The organism is Acinetobacter sp. YH12096 (genome assembly GCF_013419215.1).
In the GTDB taxonomy this organism is placed as follows: domain Bacteria; phylum Pseudomonadota; class Gammaproteobacteria; order Pseudomonadales; family Moraxellaceae; genus Acinetobacter; species Acinetobacter amyesii.
Window position 1 is genome coordinate 1 of the sequence record NZ_VPAM01000005.1, and the last position, 18,889, is coordinate 18,889.

Below are 18,889 nucleotides of genomic sequence, written 5' to 3' on the forward strand. Positions count from 1 at the left end.
CATGAAATACGGTATTCTGATGTGACAAAACCTGAATCCTGGTCGTTAAAGTGTTTGTTTGCACTCATATTTTAACTGTTAGGACTCAGGTTTTTTTATTTAAAGCAAACTATGGGACAGCAGTGACAAGGGTGTGCCTTTTTTTGTCCCTGTATTTAAATGGAAGATGCCTATGTCGGCTTTCTTAAAATTCACTCAATTTGTGCAGAAAACATTTGCGATTTGGGTGGTGCTGTTTGCAGCGCTCGCCATGTTTTTTCCCGATGTATTTGTTTGGTTAAAAGCATATATCCCATGGATGCTAGGCATCATTATGTTGGGTATGGGCATGACCATGACACTGCAAGATTTTAAAAGTGTATTGCAAAGCCCTAAAGCTGTGATGATCGGGGTTTTGGCACAGTTTATTGTGATGCCGGGATTGGCTTTTTTCTTGTGTAAATTATTACAACTGCCGACAGAGATCGCGATCGGGGTCATTCTTGTCGGTTGCTGTCCGGGTGGAACGGCTTCTAATGTCATCACCTATATGGCAAAAGGTAATACCGCATTATCTGTTGCCTGTACCTCTGTTTCGACATTACTCGCACCGGTTTTAACCCCTGCGATTTTCTATTTGCTGGCAAGCCAATGGATCGAAATTAATGCGGCATCGATGTTGGTTTCAATTTTACAAGTGGTTTTATTTCCGATCATTGTGGGGTTAATGATTCGAACTGTCTTTAAGCACCGAGTGGATGCCTATATACAGGTCATGCCATTGGTTTCTGTTGTGGCAATTGTAGCGATTGTGGCGGCCATCATTGCGGGTAGTCGAACACAGATTTTGCAATCAGGTTTACTGATTCTTGGGGTAGTGGCCTTACATAATGGCTTGGGCTATCTATTGGGTTTTTGGGCCAGCCGACTGTTTAAATTGCCCTATGCAGACTGTAAAGCAGTGTCGATTGAAGTTGGGATGCAAAACTCAGGTTTGGGTGTGGCATTGGCGGCGACCCATTTTGCCGCTTCACCTCTGACCGCTGTGCCGAGTGCGATTTTTAGTTTGTGGCACAATATTTCGGGTCCCGCACTGGCAACCTATTGGGCAGCACGGACGAGTGAGCCCAAAGCATTGGAACAAGACAAGCCTGTGCAATAAACAATTCAGTAAAATAGAGGGCAATGTCCCTCTTTTTTGATGTCGAAAATAAATTTTACGATTTGATGAACAGGGCTTTAGGGAATTGCATGCTTTTTTAATTGATTAATGCTATTTGTAACATAAGTGTCATATCCGCTGCCTAACATGCCGGCAAACACTTTAGATATAGACTGTTTCAAACAGCATTGAGAGGGTATGCAACATTTTCAGCATTCATCAGCGACCTATTATAATCGTGAATTGTCACTTTTAGATTTTAATCGGCGGGTCTTGGCTCAGGCACTCGATTCAAGTTTACCTTTACTTGAACGCTTGAATTTTCTCATCATTTTTTCACGCAATTTAGATGAATTCTTTGAAATTCGCATTGCGGGGCTGATGAAACAACGAGATTTGAATGCAATTGTACGGACGCCAGATGCCATTCCGACTGAAGTGGTCTTAGATGAACTTTCCCAAGTGATTCATGGCACAGTTGCACAGCAATACCAGACCCTTAATCATGCTGTATTGCCTGCATTACAAAGTGAAGGCATTCGCTTTATTCAATTTAAAGATATTTTAGAAAAACATCGGGCGTGGATTAGCCATTATTTTAGTAAAGAAGTACAACCAGTTTTAACACCGATTAGCTTAGATCCATCTCATCCGTTTCCACGCTTGGTCAATAAAAGCCTCAACTTTATTGTGAGCCTAGAAGGCAAAGATGCCTTTGGTCGTGCCATTGAAATGGCGATTGTTCCTGCGCCACGTTCGTTGCCGCGGTTAATCAAAATGCCCACCGAAGTTGAAGGCAGTGCAGAGACACAAATTTTCCTGACCGCCATTATTCAGCAACACATCAATGATTTATTTCCGGGGATGAAAGCGACGGGCTGTTATGCCTTTCGAGTGACACGCAATGCAGATTTGGTTTTGGCTGAGGATGTGGATGACTTGGCGGTGGCATTAAAAGATGAATTGTCTTCACGCCGTTTTGGTCGGGCAGTTCGTTTAGAAATTGAAGATGATTGTCCGCAAAGCATTATTGATTATTTGTTAGATGAATTTGATTTGAGTGAGCAGGAGCTCTATCGCATTGACGGCCCGATCAATTTATCGCGGCTCAGTACCAGTTTTAATCGGCTAGAACTGAAATATCCGTTCTATACACCAATTATTCCTAAAGTTTTTCGTAAACAAACCGCGATTTTTGATGTATTAAAAACACAAGATGTGTTGTTACATCATCCGTTTGACTCCTTTCAACCGGTTATTAACCTATTACGTGAAGCTGCAAAAGACCCTCAGGTTTTAGCCATTAAGCAGACGCTTTATCGCAGTGGGCCAGATTCGGACATCGTACAAGTTTTGGCGGAGGCGGCTCGCAACGGTAAGGAAGTAACCGCAGTTATAGAACTTCGGGCGCGGTTTGATGAAGAATCCAATATTACCGTGGCCAATATATTGCAAGAAGCTGGGGCTGTCGTGGTGTATGGCATTGTGGGCTATAAAACCCATGCCAAGATGATTCTGATTGTGCGCCGTGAAAATAATCAACTATTGCGCTACGCCCATTTGGGAACAGGTAATTACCACGCAGGCAATGCGCGGATGTATACCGATTATGGCCTGATGACGACGCATCCCGATATTTGCGAGGATGTGCATCGCATGTTTCAGGAACTGACAGGCATGGGCAAGATGGCGAAACTAAAAGCCTTACTGCATGCACCATTTACCCTGCATACCGAACTATTGAAACTGATTGAACAGGAAATTATTGCCGCGCAAGCGGGAAAATACGCACGAATTATTGTGAAGGTCAATGCACTCACGGAACCGCAACTGATTGCTGCTTTGTATCGTGCATCGCAAGCAGGGGTATCTGTAGATTTAATTATCCGTTCGATTTGTTGTTTGATTCCTCAGGTCAAAGGGATGTCTGAGAATATTCATGTGAGATCTATCGTCGGACGCTTCTTAGAGCATACTCGAGTGTATTATTTTGAGCATGCAGGCGAAAAACGATTGTACTGTGCCAGTGCCGATTGGATGGGACGTAACTTATTTTCACGGGTCGAAACCTGTTTTCCCATTTTAGAAAGCCGTTTGAAAAAACGCATTATGAAAGATTGTTTACTTAACTATTTGGAAGATAATCAAAATGCATGGGAAATGCAGTCGAATGGGCAATGGGAGAAAGTCGCGGTTGAAGCAGGTGCCGAGCCGCATAACGCGCAAAAATATTTGATTGCACAGAAAATTTCGACCGTTTAAGACAAAAAAATCCCGACTTAAGTCGGGATTTTTGATTTCGCTAAAACCTTTACGAGGCTTTTGCCTGTTTGGATTTTAAAATTTCAGTTCTGAAGTTTTGAGCCAATTCAGCGGCATCACTGTCCATCCCATTGAGCATAAATGCATGACGAGTGAGCACATTGGTCGGATTTGGCAAACTGACCAATTGGAAATGATCTGAAATCTCTTTGAGCAAAGTTGTCGGCACATGAATGGCACTTTCTTTAGCAACCAATTGTTGGACTAAACGTTCAGCCGCTTGCACAGAAGACAATTGCATGGCTTCGACAGAGCTTGAAATTGCACTACGGGTTTGTAAAACGAAACGTTTTTCTTCACGGTAGCGTTTATATAAAACATCTGAAAGCAATTGGAATACTGAGCTGATCATGGTGAGGCAACGCAGCGCATCTGGAGTGTCAGCGGTCATGCTGATGGTTGCGCCATGTTCATCAAACTTATGTACCGTACTGATGTCAGAACTGTTCAATTTATAATGTTGAACACAGAGTTCTGTGGTTTTATTTAAGAAAATTTGGCAGAGATTAAAATACGGCACAGACACGGTTTTGTTGACGCTATCGAGCAGCTGTTTCGGATCATAAAATTGAATATTTAATGCCAAGCTGTTGCTGTCGAGAACCACTGGTTTCATGTCTTTATGCTGTTTTGCTTTTGCTTGCGCATTTTGCTGCGCTTGAGCAATCGCCACAGCGGCATTATGTTTTTCTTGTTCTAAAGCCTGCGCTAGCGTTTGAATTTCATGTTTTAGACGTGATTCATTGTTGATTCGCGCTAAATATTCAGTACGACTAGGGCGAGCAATGGCACGATACGCTAACCACAACAAGCCATGTAGGAATAATGAAAATAGAATCGCGGCCCATTGCGTACGTAAGATTTCACCAATACTTGGTTTAATTAAAGTGATTTCAACCGTTCCGACTTTCTTTTCGTTTTGCAACGCATCACGAACAAAGATTTCACCGTCACGGGTTTTGGTCAAACCGCCTGTGGCCAAAACTTGATTATTGGCATTTAAGATGCGGATGGAAGCCACGCTCGGGTTGGTTGCATAGCGGTCAGCAAGTAAAGCTAATGATACGGTATTGGCCGGCTCAAGCTCAGATAGGCTGTCTGTAACCAATTGACTGGTCATCAGTTGTCCCTGACTGGCACGGTTTTCGTTCAGTTGGTGGGTTGTTGCCAATACCAATAAAAAGGTATGCAAAGCAAAACAAACTACTAATAGGCTAGCAAATAGCCCTTGTCTAGGCGCATTCAACGTAAACTTCCAAGGCATTTCTATTCAATTTAGATTATGATTCTTACATTAGTTGTAGCTCAGACCCGAGTCAATTCATGCGAGAAATCATTCTTATATCACTTTTAGGACCTGACCAACCTAATCAATTTACACGATTAATGCAGGTTTTGTCCGCACATTCCTTACAGATTTTAGATGTCGGACAAGCAGTCATCCACAATCAGCTGACTTTAGGTATTGTTGTTTCGTCGGAAGACCAAACTGCGACAGCATTAGCCATGAAGGAGATGTTGATTTTAGCACATGATATTGGCTTAACTGTGCGCTTTAAACCAATCTCTACAACAGAATATCAACAATGGGTAAATGAGGGAGGCCGCACACGCTATATCGTTACGGCACTTGCGCCAGAATTACAGGCGTCTCATTTACAGGCAGTTACAAATATTGTGTCGAGCCAAGGCTTCAATATTGAAACTGTGACTCGTTTATCTGGCCGTCCAGAGTTAGATGGATCAAGTGAAGGTCCGCGCCGTGCCTGCGTTCAATTTGGTCTAAAAGGCCAGATGTTGGATGCCACTGCGATGCGTGCAGCATGTTTACGTCTATCTACTGAACTAGGGGTAGATGTTGCCGTTCAAGAAGACAATGCTTACCGTCGTAATCGTCGTTTAGTCTGCTTTGATATGGACTCGACGCTGATTGAGCAAGAAGTGATTGACGAATTGGCGATTGAAGCGGGTGTCGGCGCTCAAGTGGCTGAAATCACTGAACGTGCTATGCAAGGTGAACTCGATTTCCAACAAAGTTTCCGTGCACGTGTGGCACTACTCAAAGGTATGGATGCTTCGGTATTGCCTAAGATTGCAGAACGTCTGACTGTCACAGAAGGTGCGGAACGTCTCATTTCAACGCTGAAATCACTGGGCTATCGCACGGCTATTTTGTCAGGTGGTTTTCAGTATTTTGCTGAATATTTACAAGCAAAACTGGGTATCGATGAAGTCCATGCCAATGTACTGGACGTCCAAGATGGCGCGGTAACCGGTGAAGTGAAAGGCCATATTGTGGATGGTGCCCGCAAAGCCTTCTTATTGACACAAATCGCTGAAGAAATGGGGATTTCATTAGAACAAGCCATTGCAGTCGGTGATGGTGCGAATGATTTGCCAATGTTGTCTTTAGCTGGCTTAGGCGTTGCCTTCCGTGCGAAACCTTTGGTGCGTCAAAATGCCAATCAAGCCATTTCAAGTGTGGGTTTAGATGGTGTTCTTTACCTGCTTGGTGTGCACGATAAAGATTTGAATCGTGCTTAAAAGCATTTAATTCATACTAAAAAACGTAGCCAAAAGGCTGCGTTTTTTATGCCAAGAATTCAGCTCATCCGATGAACGGTAGAAGAAAATTGTCGATAAAAACAACGATTAACAGCATTCGAAAAATTAATTTTTTTAGCCTAAAATCAGCTGTTTTTTTTGTAATGACACTCGAAACGAGATGCCATCATTGTTCTAGAAATTCTTTAAAAAGAAAAAATGTAATGACAAAATAATGTTGCGACAAGGTGTGTCGCATGGACAAAAAACGAGACTTTTTTTATGCAAAAAACTCAGCATAATGCTTGCAAGAGATTGAGATCGACCAAATCTATTTACTGAAGATACAGTAGTGAGACGGCTCAGCATCCTGTAAGACAAGAGATGTCAGCTGTCAAATGACGGAGGTTTTTATGTTAACAGCGAATTTAGCAACAATCGTTGGCCTGAGCTTGGTATCGGCGGCTGTGATTGCTGTTTTCTTCTCGCCTTATCGTCGCTGGTTAAGTTTTATGCTGGCGGGGATGCTGGTGTGGGGACTCATTGAAGTGATTCGATTTGGCACACAAACCATGTTTGAATTATCAGTGACTTATAGTTATTTAACGGCATTAATGGCCGCAATGGTGGTATTCACTTTAGTATTGTTACGTGAAGACCGCCGTGCAGAGCGTGCGATGGCAAAGCGCCAATGTATAGAGCACACGCCTGTATATGATGAAGAACAGCAATGTTCGAGCCGATAAGTGCCAGAACAAAATTTCAATGAAAATGCGCCTGAGGGCGCATTTTTTTATGAACGTATTAGTCCGATTTGAGATACAAAGCCTTACTTCTCAAAAGCCAAGTTATGGTAGGATGAAGCCAGTCAATTTTCCAACAATTACAATAGGCTTTAAGTCATGAAACTATCATCAATTCCTGTCGTAAAACTACCTTTAGTTGATGTCAGTACGGATCCACTTGATTTACTCGTGGCAGGTTTAGCGCTTCGTATGAAACAGCTTGCACGTACTAGCCCTAAATTCATTGAATTGGTTCATGAACGTCAATTCCGCATTCAAATCGGTACAGATTTGGGTGTTGCACGTCAAATTATTGTAAATAACGGACAGATTGATACTGTTTCAGGCGATGCTGAAAAAGCAGACTTTATTTTGCAATTTGCGGACAGCGAACAGGGTGTAAAAACCTTGATGAAAGGTGACCCAACTGCATTTATGACGGGTATGCAAAATGGCAGTATTAAAATGGAAGGTGATTTTGGTCTACTGGTCTGGTTTAACCAAGTGGCGAAGTTAATTCCACCTAAACTTCCAAAACCGGTTAAAGAAAAAATTAAAATCGCACGTGCGTTTATTAAAGAAAAAACAGGTAAGTAAGATTTACGCCTTGTTTTCACTCCTTTAGCGGGAGGATTTAAAAAAGCCCTCTTTTGAGGGCTTTTTTAATGCTTCAGTGGTTATTCAACTTCTAAATTAAAGGTCACTGGACCGTCATTGACCAAATGCACTTTCATGTCGGCGGCAAAGATGCCTGTCTGCACATGATCATATTGGCTCTTGGTGTAATCGACCAGCTGTTCATACAGTGCTTTGGCATCGTTTGGCGGCATGGCAGGGCCAAAATCAGGGCGCAGGCCTTTTTGCGTTTGTGCCATCAGAGTAAATTGAGACACCAAGAGGATACCACCGCCAGCTTGACTGACATTCCAGCCCATCTTGCCTTGTTCATCATCAAAAAAACGGTATTTCAAGATCTTATCGATCAGTTTTTTGCCCTTTTCTAAATCGTCAGCTTTACCAAGTCCTAAAAACACTAAAATACCGTGATTGATTTCACCCGTGATCTCACCATCGACCACCACTTTGGCTTCCAAAACACGTTGTAACAAGGCCCGCATAAATTCTTCCGAGTAGAAAATTGAACATAGGGCAGGGATTGTAGCAAAGACAGCATTCTTTCGAAGCGATGTTTAGAAAATTTTGGGCTCAAACATTTGAAAATGAAATGTATATTTTTTATAAATCTAATAATGCGATTGAATTTATGAAAATAATCTGTTTTATCTATTTATTAAATATCAGTATCTTTGCGGGGCAGGAAAGGTATTTAACAGAGATATTAAGACGATGTTTAAGCGTTCTTTATTGGTTGCGATGTTAGCAACAGCAACAGCGGCGACTCAAGCAGCGCCATTAACTAAAGACAATGGTGCACCAGTAGGCGATAACCAAAACTCGATTACTGCGGGTCCAAATGGTTCAGTTCTACTTCAAGACGTACAATCGGTTCAAAAATTACAACGTTTGGTCGTGAGCGTATTCCTGAGCGTGTGGTACATGCCCGTGGTACAGGTGCTTATGGTGAATTCGTTGCAACTAAAGATTTATCTGATCTAACCATTGCTTCATTGTTCAAAGCAGGTACCAAGACTCCAGTTTTCTTACGTTTCTCGACTGTAATTCACGGTAAAGGTTCTCTAGAAACTTTACGTGACCCGCACGGTTTTGCGATTAAGTTCTATACACAAGAAGGCAACTGGGACTTAGTGGGTAACCAAACTCCAGTGTTCTTCATCCGTGATGCGATCAAATTCCCAGACTTCATCCATGCCATGAAGCCTAGCCCAATCAACAACGTTCAAGACGCAAACCGCGTATTTGATTTCTTGTCTAGCCAGCCATGGGCAACCAACATGTTGACTTATGTGTATGGTAACCAAGGCGTGCCTACCAGCTACCGCGAACAAGACGGCTTTGGTGTGCATGCATACAAGCTTTATAACGACAAAGGCGAATACAAATACGTTAAATTCAACTTCCGCTCTAAACAAGGTGTGAAAGGTCTGAACGTTAAAGAAGCTGCTGAGCAACAAGGTAAAGATTTCAACCACTTGACTAACGATCTTTATAACAACATCAATGCTGGTAAATTCCCGAAATGGGATCTTTATATCCAAGTGTTAGATCCTAAAGATTTAAACAGCTTTGATTTTGACCCGCTTGATCCAACAAAAATCTGGCCTACAGATCTAGTGAAAGAAACCAAAGTGGGGACTTTAACGCTGAATCGTATGCCAAAAAACTTCTTCAATGAAACTGAACAAGTGGCATTGGCTCCAGGTAACTTAGTTCCAGGTATCGAGCCTTCAGAAGACCGTCTATTACAAGGTCGTATCTTCTCTTACTCAGATACTCAAATGTACCGTTTAGGCGCGAACCACCAGCAAATTCCAGTAAACCGTCCGCTTGTTGCTGTTAACAACAACAACCAAGATGGCTACATGAATGTTAGCGAGCGTGATTCTGACGTGAACTACGAGCCAAGCCGTAAAGAGCCTAAAGCTGCCACTGAGAAAGCACGTGCAGTTCAAACACCGCTGACTGGCACAGTTCAACAGATCGGTACCAAAGAGCAAAACTTCAAGCAAGCGGGTGAGCTTTACCGTTCATACTCTGCTAAAGAAAAAGACGATTTAATCATGAACTTGGCTGCGGATCTTGGCAACGTAAAAGATTCTGAGACCAAGCACATCATGTTGTCTTACTTCTACAAAGCAGATGCAGATTACGGTATGCGTATGACCAAAGCAGTAAACGGTAACCTTGCAACTGTAAAAGCCAAAGCAGCACAACTGAAAGACTAATTTCGATCAGTCTGAAGGATTGGTAACTAGGGGCTAGAACGTTACCTCAAAAAAGTCCTATGAAGCTCCATACCTTTCCTGCACCCTAGGGGGAGTTTCATAGGCACTCCTTAAATATTCATTTTTTTTAATGAAATGAATTGTTTCCAATTCAATTCTACATTCGATTTCTGTTGGAGTTCATCATGAAAGTTATGCAGCATTTGACTTTAGCCAGTCTTCTTGCGTTTGGTTCCGCATTCGCAAACGTGGCAATCGCGGAAGATATCTCCCCCGCTAAAGCGACTGCAAGCGATCAGATGACCTCACAACAGGAATTGATTGCAATCTTTTTTGCCGCAGCCAAAACCGGCAATGAAGAAGTCATCAATGAGTTTCTCAAGCATGGTTTTCCTGTTGATGTGCGCAATGCCTCGGGTTTTACACCGCTGATGATGGCGACCTATTATGGTCATCAAAATATTGTGACTCGCTTGTTGGAACATGGTGCAGACCGCTGCGCACGTGACAATAAAGGTAACACCGCTTTGATGGGTGCCATGTTTAAATTGGAATGGGCGATTGCAAAGCAATTACGCCAAGTGGACTGTGATGCCAATGCAAAAAAAACGGGGCAAAAGACCGCAGAGCAGTTTGCACGTGAATTTGGTCAAGAAGAAAAATATCGACAGTTGCTCAAAAAATAGTGAGCTAGATCGCGCTCAGCTTTAGCAAAAAAATTGAAAAAAGTCGATGAATCGTGGTGATTTATAAGTTATTCCACTAAATCAATCGGCTTTTTATCAATAAAGTATGCTTTAATGCAAAGAGTTGATAAAAACTGAAAGTCTTTATGTCTCCAATCATCCAATCCTTATTAGACACAGATCTGTATAAATTCACCATGCTTCAAGTGGTGTTACACAAATTTCCGCAAACCCATAGTGTGTATCACTTTCGCTGCCGTAACTTGGATGATACAGCCTATCCACTGGTCGAAATTTTGGATGATTTAAACACGCAGCTCGACATGCTATGTCAGTTGAAGTTTAAAGAAGATGAATTGCAGTATTTACGCAGTTTACGTTTTATTAAAAGCGATTTTGTTGATTATCTTGAATTATTCCAGCTCAAACGTCGTTTTATTAAAGCCGGCATTGATGAAGAAGGTCGTTTAGATATTTGGGTAGAAGGCCCAATGGTTCAAGCGATGATGTTTGAAATCTTTGTCTTGGCGATCGTCAATGAACTGTATTTCCAACGTATTCGTACCCCAGAAACATTGGTTGAAGGTGAACTTCGTCTTCAACATAAAATTGCGCTGTTAAAACAATACGAAGCGGCACAAAATCCAAATGATCCGCCATTCTTAGTCTCTGATTTTGGGACGCGCCGTCGTTATAGCTACGAATGGCAAAAACACGTGATTGCTGAATTTTATCAAGCCGTTCCGAATATTTTCCGTGGCACCAGTAATGTCCTGATTGCCAAAGATTTGAATATTATTCCAATCGGCACCATGGCACATGAATTCTTGCAGGCGTTCCAAGCTCTTGATGTTCGATTACGTGACTTTCAAAAAGCGGCACTAGAAACTTGGGTCCAAGAATATCGCGGTGACCTAGGGATAGCTTTGACGGACGTTGTCGGTATGGATGCGTTCTTACGTGACTTCGATTTGTACTTTGCCAAACTATTTGACGGTTTACGTCATGACAGTGGCGACCCGTATGAATGGGGCGATAAAGCCTATGCACATTACAAAAAGCTTAAAGTCGATAGCAAAAGTAAAATGTTGACCTTTAGTGATGGTCTAAATATCGAAAAAGCGTGGGATTTGCATAATTACTTCAAAGACCGTTTCCAAGTTAGCTTTGGTATTGGCACCAACTTGACCAATGATATGGGGCAAACTGCGCTGAATATCGTACTGAAATTGGTTGAATGTAATGGTCAATCTGTGGCAAAAATTTCAGATAGTCCGGGTAAAACCATGACAGATAATGATACTTTCTTAGCGTATCTACGTCAGGTGTTTGACATCTCTGAAGTTAGCGCTTAAACACAGCATTAGATAAAAATAAAAAAGCCGAATCAATGATTCGGCTTTTTTATATCTAAAATATTGCTAAAGGAATGCAAAAATTCAGAATAATAGTGAAAATGACTTATGCTAAGATCGAATTTAATCGCACAAAATACAACACGAACAACGATGACAGCATCTACACTGAATTTTGGTCTGCTGATTGAAGCGGAAGAATTGGTTCCACATCTTGGTAATGAAAAACTACGGATCGTCGATTTGAGTCGTCGTTCGGTTTATGACCAATTGCATATTCCACATGCACTGCATGTGCAGCCGAAACTGTTAGTGCGCCAAGAAGAACAAGCGATGGGGCTATTACCTGACCAAGCTGGCTTAGAACAGCTCATTCGCTATCTGAATATCAGTCCAGAACATCATGTAGTAGTGTATGACGATGAAGGTGGGGCATGGGCTGGTCGACTGATTTGGAACTTACATTGCCTCGGTTTTGAAAATACCAGTCTCCTCAATGGTGGCATCCATGCTTGGCTTGGGGCAGGCTTACCGACCTCGTCTGAAATTGAGCAATTTGAACCCGTGAGCCCATTGGTTGAAGTAAGTGCAGAGGCGCGTGCTCAGTATCAAACAAACTATGATGAGCTATTGGCTCGTGTACAGCAGGAGCAGATCCAAGTATGGGACTGCCGTACCGAAGATGAATATACAGGCTTACGTTTGGCTGCGCGACGCGGCGGTCACATTCCGGGGGCACGACATTTCGAATGGAGTACTGCCCTTAACCGAGAAAATCATTTAAAATTGCATCCTTTAGAACGCACACAACAACGCTTAGAACAATTGGGATTCAATTTAAACGAACCCGTGGTGGTGTATTGTCAGTCCCATCATCGGTCGGGCCTAGCTTATATACTGGGACGTTTACTCGGTTGGAATATTCGAGCTTATGATGGTGCGTGGAGCGAGTGGGGCAACCGACTCGATAGTCCTGTGATCACCGGAGAGTTGCCGTCTTGAGCCTTACATCTCAGTTAAAAAAACAAATTTTTATTCAAGCTCAGCGTGTTGTTCCACAGCACAAATTATCACGTATCGTGGGTAAATTGGCTGCAAGCGAAAACCCTGTGGTGAAAAATGCCGTGATTACCGCATTTAAAGCGCAGTATGGCATCGACATGTCGATTGCTGAGCAAAGCAATGCCTTAAAATTTAAATCCTTCAATGAATTTTTCACTCGCTCTTTAAAAGAAGGCGTGCGTGCAGTCGATGCTGATCCATCCAGTGTTGTTTCACCTGCAGATGGTGCGATTTCACAACTGGGTAAAATTGAAAATGGTGATGTATTTCAGGCCAAAGGCCAGAAGTTCACTGTTGAAAACCTAATTGCCGATCCACAATTGGCTGAACCCTTTAAAAATGGGCAGTTTGCTACGGTTTATTTGTCACCAAAAGACTACCACCGTGTACATATGCCATTTGCAGGGACATTGACAGAAACCCTGTATGTACCGGGTGAATTATTCTCTGTAAACCAGACCACTGCTGAAAATATTCCGGGTTTATTCGCTCGTAATGAACGCATGGTCTGCTTATTTGATACAGAAGTTGGTCGTATGGCGGTCGTACTGGTAGGTGCAATGATCGTGGCAGGTATTGAAACCGTGGCTACAGGTAAAGTTAAACCGACAGGGCGTTTGGAACTGAATCAACACGATTTATTCTTAGAAAAAGGTGCAGAATTGGGCCGTTTCTATTTAGGTTCAACAGCGGTTGTGTTGTTTGAAGAAAACAAAATGCAATGGGATGCGACCTTTAAAGCCAACTCGACTGTGGTGATGGGCGAAGCTATAGGGCATACCATTTAATGAATTCCCTCTCCTTTTAGGAGAGGGTTAGGGAGAGGTTTTTGAGCTAAGCTGATGTATTCAAAAAAGAATCCCTTCTAACCTCCCTTTATTAAAGGAATGAATAAAAAAAAAGCGCCATCAGGCGCTTTTTTTAAATTCAAAATTTAGCGTTTTACGACGATCGAGTCGATACTGCTATGACGTAAAGTTTGTTGTGCAATCACAGCAGCTTCTTGTGAATCATAGGGGCCAGACACGACGCGATACCAAACTTTGCCATTTTCATTACTTTGGATCACATCGGCAGATAAGCCATTTAAAATAATTTCTGCACGACGGGCATCGGCTTGGTCAGGGTCATCATAGCTACGCACTTGCAAAATATAGCTTGCAGGGGCAGGTGTTGTTTCTGTGGCTTCAATACCCGGCTCAGTCGGTGCAGTGGTAGCCGTTTCAGGTGCTTCAACGATCACCACGGTTTCTTTGGTATCTGTTTCAGGCACAGCTTGATCTGGAATCGGGGTGACTTGTTGCTGAGGCAACAGATCATAAAAACGGTAATCTTTATTGGTTTCTTCTTGGTAGTGTTCAGAGGTAATTTGACCTTTCGGTTTTACCGGCTCCCATGGTTTCCATAACATCAAGGCCACCAAGAAACTCAACACGATTAAAATGATCACAAGTGTACCTAACCATGCAGGAATCAATGGTTTTTTAGGCTGATTTGGCCGCTCTGATACACCGCGTTGCGTTTTTCCAAACACGAGGAAACCTCTTTAATTGTAATTGTTACGAACCTAGTAGGAACTGACCCAAAACCAAGTTCTGATTATTATATATTACATGACTGTCATGCTGTTTATGTTTAATTTTCACAATTTCAACATCTTCAAGTTTTCATTAAAAGATGACTGAATATCCATGAAAATACAGGCTCATAAAGAGCCTGTATAGGCGTCAATGTATATGGTTCATACATGGACGGATTCTAACGTATACTAAGAATGGCTTACATTGATTCAGGCGCACTCACACCCAATAATTCAAGACCATTGCGTAAAACTTGCTGTACGTTTACAGACAGTAATAAGCGCGCTTGAGTCAGTTCTGCATCATCACCCAAGACTTTATTTTCGTTGTACCAACCATGGAACAACGCCGCTAATTCTTTCAAGTAGTTACCCACTTGGTGTGGTTCATAGCTGTTTGCTGCACGAACCACAATTTCAGGGTAAGCCGCAAGTTTAGCAAGAACTTCAGTTTCAGCTTCTAACTCAAGTTTAGCTGCAAATTGACGTGCAGCTTCAGCAGAGAATTGAACGTCTGTCGCAGCGGCTTTTTCGAGCATACGGCAGATACGTGCGTGTGCGTATTGGATGTAGTACACCGCATTGTCTTTGCTTTGAGACACAGCAAGGTCTAAGTCGAAGTCAATGTGTTGTTCTGATTTACGCATGACATAGTAGAAACGAGCAGCATCGTTGCCTACTTCTTTACGTAAGTCGCGTAAAGTCACGAATTGACCTGAACGAGATGACATTTGAACCATCTCGCCGCCACGCCATAGGCTCACAAATTGAACCAAAAGCACCGTCAATTTTTTAGAATCATAGCCAAGCGCATCAATCGCTGCTTTCACACGTGCAATATAACCGTGGTGGTCTGAACCCCAGATATCAACGATATCGGTATATCCGCGTTGTAGTTTATTTAAGTGATAAGCAATGTCGGATGCGAAGTATGTAGTCTGACCATTACGACGTTTCACAACACGGTCTTTTTCATCACCAAATTCAGTTGATTTGAACCAGATGTTGCCATCTTTTTCGTATAAGAAACCACGTTGATCGAGCATTTGTAATGCTTCATCAATTTTTTCAGTCAAGGTTGCTTCGCTGAACCATTGATTGAAAGTCACGCCAAATTCACCGAGGTCATCTTTAATGTCATCGAGAATGGCTTTCAGCGCAGCTTGATGGAACACACGGTAACCCGCAGCCAAATGGTTTTGTGAATTATGAATCAAACCATCAATGTGTTTTTCTTTATCGCCTGAAACAACGACTTTATTGCCTTCGCTATCGAGTTCAGCAGCATATTGCACATCTTCAGGAACATCTTTGTAGATGTCGGCCACAGGGCGTACATAAGCATCGCCATCTTTGTCGATAATGCTTTGTGCGATTTCTTTAACGTAGTCGCCTTGGTATGCATTTTTAGGGAAGACCAGTTGTTGACCCGTCAATTCTAAATAACGCAAGTAAGTCGATGTTGCCAAGATATCCATTTGACGGCCAGCATCGTTGACATAGTATTCACGGTCAACTTTGGCACCTGTTGCCTCAAGGAGATTGGCAACGGTCATACCGTAAGCTGCGCCACGACCATGACCCACGTGTAGGCTAGACGTTGGGTTGGCTGAAACGAATTCCACTTGAACACGTTTTTCAGCGTTGGCCTGTGTACGACCGAACTGATCTTTCTGAGCTTGAATTTGGTCTAAGACAGCAAATCGTTGGTCAGCATTTAAAAAGAAGTTAATAAAGCCAGGACCTGCAATTTCTGCTTTGCTGATATCTGCGACTTCTGGAAGATTTGCCAGAATTTTTTCGGCTAAATCACGTGGCTTCATACCTGCAGCTTTAGAAGCAATCATGGCAATGTTTGACGCAAAGTCACCGTGGCTTCGGTCTTTGGTTCGGGTCAAATTGCTAGTATTGTTCCAGTCAGTTGGGAGTACACCTTCAGCTTGAAGGGATTGCACTGCATGATCGAGCGCTGCTTGTATTGCCGTATTCATAATCAGTCGAAAAATAAATGTCGCAGAAAAACGGTAAATATAGCAAATTTCAGGCTCTTTAGGTGAACCCATTTGTTGCGAATAAAAAATATTCGATAAAAATGAAGCATTGCTTATATCGAAGTAAAACGATATAAGTGGTTTAGCGATTCAGGATCACTGCTTGAGTATATGGATATGTCACAACCCACCCCTAAAATTTTTGGCAATGTGCCGAAGTTAGCTGCACGCTGGGCGCTGATTATCGTGCCGTTTATTTTGTCTTGTCTCATGAGCGGCATTATTTCGTTTATTAATATGCTCAGAAATTTAGGTTGGTTTGAGGGTTTTCTTACCCTATGGCTGCATAATTGGATGATTTCATGGGCAATTGCTTTTCCCATTGTGCTGATTTTATTGCCGTTTGTTCGAAAATTTACAGGCCTGCTGGTTGATATGTCAGGACCACAGCCACCTGCAAAATAAGCCTGCATGTAAGTCACAGTTGAGTCAAACGGTGACTTACTGTATTTCGCTTTAAATATTTATAGGCTATCGCGACAACTTACTGCTTTAGAGAGTAATTCGGCTTTGTTGTTTTGGAAGGTATAGAGTTTTGAGGAATTAAACACTTTAATGACTTTGGCCTGAGCGACAGCGGTTTTAAAGCTTTGGAACTTTTGCTGATGGGCTGTCTCAAACGGATTTCCAAAGTTTTTATTATCGAGCAGAATTTGAATTTGCCCCACATTCGTGTCATGTGCTTTTAGGATCTCTTGGCCATCTGCATTGCTTAAACTGAAAGTAGGGCGCTGAGTGCTGATTTTGCAATTCAATTTGAGGCTCAAGGTGAAATTGTCTGCCGATTTATTTTTGAGGGTAGACGTGCCTTGTTGATCATTTTCAATATAGACCCACTGATTTTTCGGCATATTGGTCAGCAGAGTTTCTAACTGTTGTTGGGTACTTTTGCTGATATCGACAGTGCCTTTTTTATCGATTTCAGGGGCTTTTTCTTTACCGAGCATGCCCATCACTTTGTCGCTGACTGTGCTACTGGTTTTGGAAATGGTCTGGCAAGCGCTTAAGCTACTGATGATTAGAATGAATGGTAGTGTATAGATGGCAGGTAAATGCATAGATTTTATTGTTCTATTAAATTTTCGGATCGGCAAAGTTTAACGGTTCTACGCATAAAGCTCAAACCTGCGGCCAATCTCCTTTGAGGAGGACTGCTGCAGGCGGCTAAAGCAGCCATTCTACACAGGCACGAATAATTCCCAGTGCAAGGCCAATAAAACCGCCGACCACGACACCATTGACTCGGATCATATGCAGGTCGCCACCGACTTCGTTTTCGATCTTATCGATCATTTCACGTGAGTCCCATTCGTGTATACGTTCACTGATAAACCGAATGACTTTTTCACTGTATTGGTCGGAGAGATTGATGGCAATATCACTCATTTTTTCATTCAGCAATTGGCGTACAGCGACGTTAGAGACAATATTTTCGCCCACTTGTTGAATGGCGACTCTTAAATTTTGTGCAATACCTGAGTCCGGCTTTTGTAGATCAGATTTAATCGCATCACATAAAATCACAACAGCGCCGCTTAAAAAGTTAAGCATTTGTGGGCTGTCTAATAAAGCGTCTTTGGTGCTATTCAAACGTTGGCTGGCTACACTTTGATTGTCTGCCAACTCATGCATGAGTTGCTGTGCCATGTCTTCGATTTTACGGCGCCACGGATGTTCATGGTCGGCAAGCATGGACTCAACACGACTGACCAGTGAATCAATGGTGCGCTGCTGTACATCAATACCAATCCAGCTCGCACCTTTGGCGAGCTTCCAAACCCCGAGTTCTTTAAACAATTGACGTGAAAGGTCGCGGGTTTGTTCTGGATGCTGTGTGACCCAATCATGGGCTAAATCGAGCCCGCGCTGTAACACATCTTGATGGAAGTCATTTTCTAAAACTGCCCGTAGCATTTCACTGGCCAAATGATTGACCTGAGTATTTCGTACCCATTGCACGCTGTTATTTTGGATAAAGCGTCCAATTTGTTCCTGACCGACAAATTCGAAAATTTTCGGTACCGTTTGCTGAATGACTTGGGTCACTTGAGCATTATTGTGCGGATTGGCCAACCATTTCCCGACGGCAAGAGAGAGATCCGTCTCCGCTAAACTTTTTTCAACCACTTGGGGTGAAAGAAAATTTTCCTGAACAAAGCGGCCCATGGACTCAGCAATGCGCGCTTTATTGCGTGGAATAATTTCTGTGTGGTCACGTAAAAATTTAGGAATCGGAATCCGACCAAAGGGATTGCGAAATAAAACGGTTATCGCATACCAGTCTGCCAAACCACCAACCACTCCAGCTTCTGCTGAAAGCATTAAAATATGAATGAGCCAGACGTATTCGGGCAGCAATTTAGCTGCAATCATCAATGCAATCCACGCCAGCACCGCCACCACCAAAGCAATGGTGGCGAAGCGTTTACTGCGTTGCAGACTAGGTGAAACAGCAGGCTGTTCAGTTGGGTTCATCAATGATCGGGTCTCTATGGGTTGA

The 18,889-nt window shown here is 42.6% G+C and carries 16 protein-coding genes and 1 pseudogene; 11 read left to right on the forward strand and 6 right to left on the reverse strand.

Annotated elements, in window-relative coordinates:
- Positions 1–172 precede the first annotated feature (172 nt).
- Together FTU36_RS03110 and ppk1 are read left to right on the forward strand one after the other, a co-directional pair.
- A complete protein-coding gene (locus tag FTU36_RS03110) occupies positions 173–1,141 on the forward strand; it encodes a bile acid:sodium symporter family protein (protein WP_180008617.1) in 969 nt (322 codons plus the stop codon).
- A 198-nt stretch (positions 1,142–1,339) separates the two neighbouring features.
- Entirely contained in the window at positions 1,340–3,403 is a 2,064-nt protein-coding gene (ppk1, locus tag FTU36_RS03115; RefSeq protein ID WP_180116795.1) for a polyphosphate kinase 1, read from the forward strand.
- A gap of 49 nt (positions 3,404–3,452) precedes the next feature.
- Here ppk1 and FTU36_RS03120 read toward each other — a convergent pair whose 3' ends face one another.
- Positions 3,453–4,709 carry a hypothetical protein gene (locus FTU36_RS03120; protein ID WP_180116843.1) on the reverse strand — a complete coding sequence of 419 codons (1,257 nt, stop codon included), beginning with the start codon at positions 4,707–4,709 and terminating at the stop codon, positions 3,453–3,455.
- A 77-nt stretch (positions 4,710–4,786) separates the two neighbouring features.
- On the opposite strand from FTU36_RS03120, the gene serB reads away from it, so the two are divergent.
- From serB to FTU36_RS03135, 3 genes are all read left to right on the forward strand, one after another.
- Positions 4,787–6,007: a phosphoserine phosphatase SerB gene (gene serB, locus FTU36_RS03125; RefSeq protein ID WP_078193257.1), complete on the forward strand. Its 1,221-nt coding sequence runs from the start codon at positions 4,787–4,789 to the stop codon at positions 6,005–6,007.
- Between the two features lie 413 nt (positions 6,008–6,420).
- Positions 6,421–6,753: an AciT family ciprofloxacin tolerance protein gene (gene aciT / locus FTU36_RS03130; RefSeq protein WP_078190616.1), complete on the forward strand. Its 333-nt coding sequence runs from the start codon at positions 6,421–6,423 to the stop codon at positions 6,751–6,753.
- Between the two features lie 156 nt (positions 6,754–6,909).
- A complete protein-coding gene (locus tag FTU36_RS03135; RefSeq protein WP_078190615.1) occupies positions 6,910–7,389 on the forward strand; it encodes an SCP2 sterol-binding domain-containing protein in 480 nt (159 codons plus the stop codon).
- 80 nt (positions 7,390–7,469) lie between these two features.
- Here FTU36_RS03135 and dtd read toward each other — a convergent pair whose 3' ends face one another.
- Complete coding sequence (dtd, locus tag FTU36_RS03140; protein ID WP_168379709.1) at positions 7,470–7,910, reverse strand: D-aminoacyl-tRNA deacylase; 441 nt, start codon at positions 7,908–7,910, stop codon at positions 7,470–7,472.
- A 229-nt stretch (positions 7,911–8,139) separates the two neighbouring features.
- Here dtd and FTU36_RS03145 point away from each other — a divergent pair.
- The 5 genes and pseudogenes from FTU36_RS03145 to asd all read left to right on the forward strand — a co-directional run bounded on the left by FTU36_RS03145 (position 8,140) and on the right by asd (position 13,547).
- A pseudogene (locus FTU36_RS03145) lies at positions 8,140–9,656 on the forward strand (catalase).
- Positions 9,657–9,841: 185 nt separating this feature from the next.
- Entirely contained in the window at positions 9,842–10,342 is a 501-nt protein-coding gene (locus FTU36_RS03150) for an ankyrin repeat domain-containing protein (protein ID WP_180049699.1), read from the forward strand.
- 146 nt (positions 10,343–10,488) lie between these two features.
- Positions 10,489–11,697, forward strand: coding sequence for a nicotinate phosphoribosyltransferase (gene pncB / locus FTU36_RS03155; protein ID WP_180116796.1), 1,209 nt, complete (start codon positions 10,489–10,491; stop codon positions 11,695–11,697).
- A gap of 153 nt (positions 11,698–11,850) precedes the next feature.
- Positions 11,851–12,699 (forward strand): sulfurtransferase, encoded by an 849-nt coding sequence (locus FTU36_RS03160; protein ID WP_180024687.1) that lies wholly within the window; start codon positions 11,851–11,853, stop codon positions 12,697–12,699.
- Complete coding sequence (gene asd / locus FTU36_RS03165) at positions 12,696–13,547, forward strand: archaetidylserine decarboxylase (protein WP_180116797.1); 852 nt, start codon at positions 12,696–12,698, stop codon at positions 13,545–13,547. Before FTU36_RS03160 ends, asd begins: the two co-directional genes overlap by 4 nt.
- 146 nt (positions 13,548–13,693) lie before the next feature.
- Here asd and FTU36_RS03170 read toward each other — a convergent pair whose 3' ends face one another.
- Positions 13,694–14,293, reverse strand: coding sequence for an SPOR domain-containing protein (locus tag FTU36_RS03170; protein ID WP_180041413.1), 600 nt, complete (start codon positions 14,291–14,293; stop codon positions 13,694–13,696).
- 245 nt (positions 14,294–14,538) lie between these two features.
- A complete protein-coding gene (argS, locus tag FTU36_RS03175) occupies positions 14,539–16,329 on the reverse strand; it encodes an arginine--tRNA ligase (RefSeq protein ID WP_078190674.1) in 1,791 nt (596 codons plus the stop codon).
- A gap of 177 nt (positions 16,330–16,506) precedes the next feature.
- Here argS and FTU36_RS03180 point away from each other — a divergent pair, with 177 nt between their 5' ends.
- Positions 16,507–16,794: a DUF2798 domain-containing protein gene (locus FTU36_RS03180; RefSeq protein WP_372491143.1), complete on the forward strand. Its 288-nt coding sequence runs from the start codon at positions 16,507–16,509 to the stop codon at positions 16,792–16,794.
- Positions 16,795–16,853: 59 nt separating this feature from the next.
- On the opposite strand, the gene FTU36_RS03185 is transcribed toward FTU36_RS03180, so the two are convergent.
- Positions 16,854–17,447: a hypothetical protein gene (locus tag FTU36_RS03185; RefSeq protein WP_180116798.1), complete on the reverse strand. Its 594-nt coding sequence runs from the start codon at positions 17,445–17,447 to the stop codon at positions 16,854–16,856.
- A 106-nt stretch (positions 17,448–17,553) separates the two neighbouring features.
- Positions 17,554–18,864, reverse strand: coding sequence for a DUF445 domain-containing protein (locus FTU36_RS03190; protein ID WP_180116799.1), 1,311 nt, complete (start codon positions 18,862–18,864; stop codon positions 17,554–17,556).
- Between the last annotated feature and the right edge of the window lie 25 nt (positions 18,865–18,889).

Excerpts from the sequence above, each read along its gene's own strand:
- FTU36_RS03110 (WP_180008617.1), top strand. The coding sequence starts at position 173 with ATGTCGGCTTTCTTAAAATTCACTCAATTTGTGCAGAAAACATTTGCG.
- ppk1 (WP_180116795.1), top strand. The coding sequence starts at position 1,340 with ATGCAACATTTTCAGCATTCATCAGCGACCTATTATAATCGTGAATTG.
- serB (WP_078193257.1), top strand. The coding sequence starts at position 4,787 with ATGCGAGAAATCATTCTTATATCACTTTTAGGACCTGACCAACCTAAT.
- aciT (WP_078190616.1), top strand. The coding sequence starts at position 6,421 with ATGTTAACAGCGAATTTAGCAACAATCGTTGGCCTGAGCTTGGTATCG.
- FTU36_RS03135 (WP_078190615.1), top strand. The coding sequence starts at position 6,910 with ATGAAACTATCATCAATTCCTGTCGTAAAACTACCTTTAGTTGATGTC.
- dtd (WP_168379709.1), bottom strand. The coding sequence starts at position 7,910 with ATGCGGGCCTTGTTACAACGTGTTTTGGAAGCCAAAGTGGTGGTCGAT.
- FTU36_RS03150 (WP_180049699.1), top strand. The coding sequence starts at position 9,842 with ATGAAAGTTATGCAGCATTTGACTTTAGCCAGTCTTCTTGCGTTTGGT.
- pncB (WP_180116796.1), top strand. The coding sequence starts at position 10,489 with ATGTCTCCAATCATCCAATCCTTATTAGACACAGATCTGTATAAATTC.
- FTU36_RS03160 (WP_180024687.1), top strand. The coding sequence starts at position 11,851 with ATGACAGCATCTACACTGAATTTTGGTCTGCTGATTGAAGCGGAAGAA.
- argS (WP_078190674.1), bottom strand. The coding sequence starts at position 16,329 with ATGAATACGGCAATACAAGCAGCGCTCGATCATGCAGTGCAATCCCTT.
- FTU36_RS03180 (WP_372491143.1), top strand. The coding sequence starts at position 16,507 with ATGTCACAACCCACCCCTAAAATTTTTGGCAATGTGCCGAAGTTAGCT.
- FTU36_RS03185 (WP_180116798.1), bottom strand. The coding sequence starts at position 17,447 with ATGCATTTACCTGCCATCTATACACTACCATTCATTCTAATCATCAGT.
- FTU36_RS03190 (WP_180116799.1), bottom strand. The coding sequence starts at position 18,864 with ATGAACCCAACTGAACAGCCTGCTGTTTCACCTAGTCTGCAACGCAGT.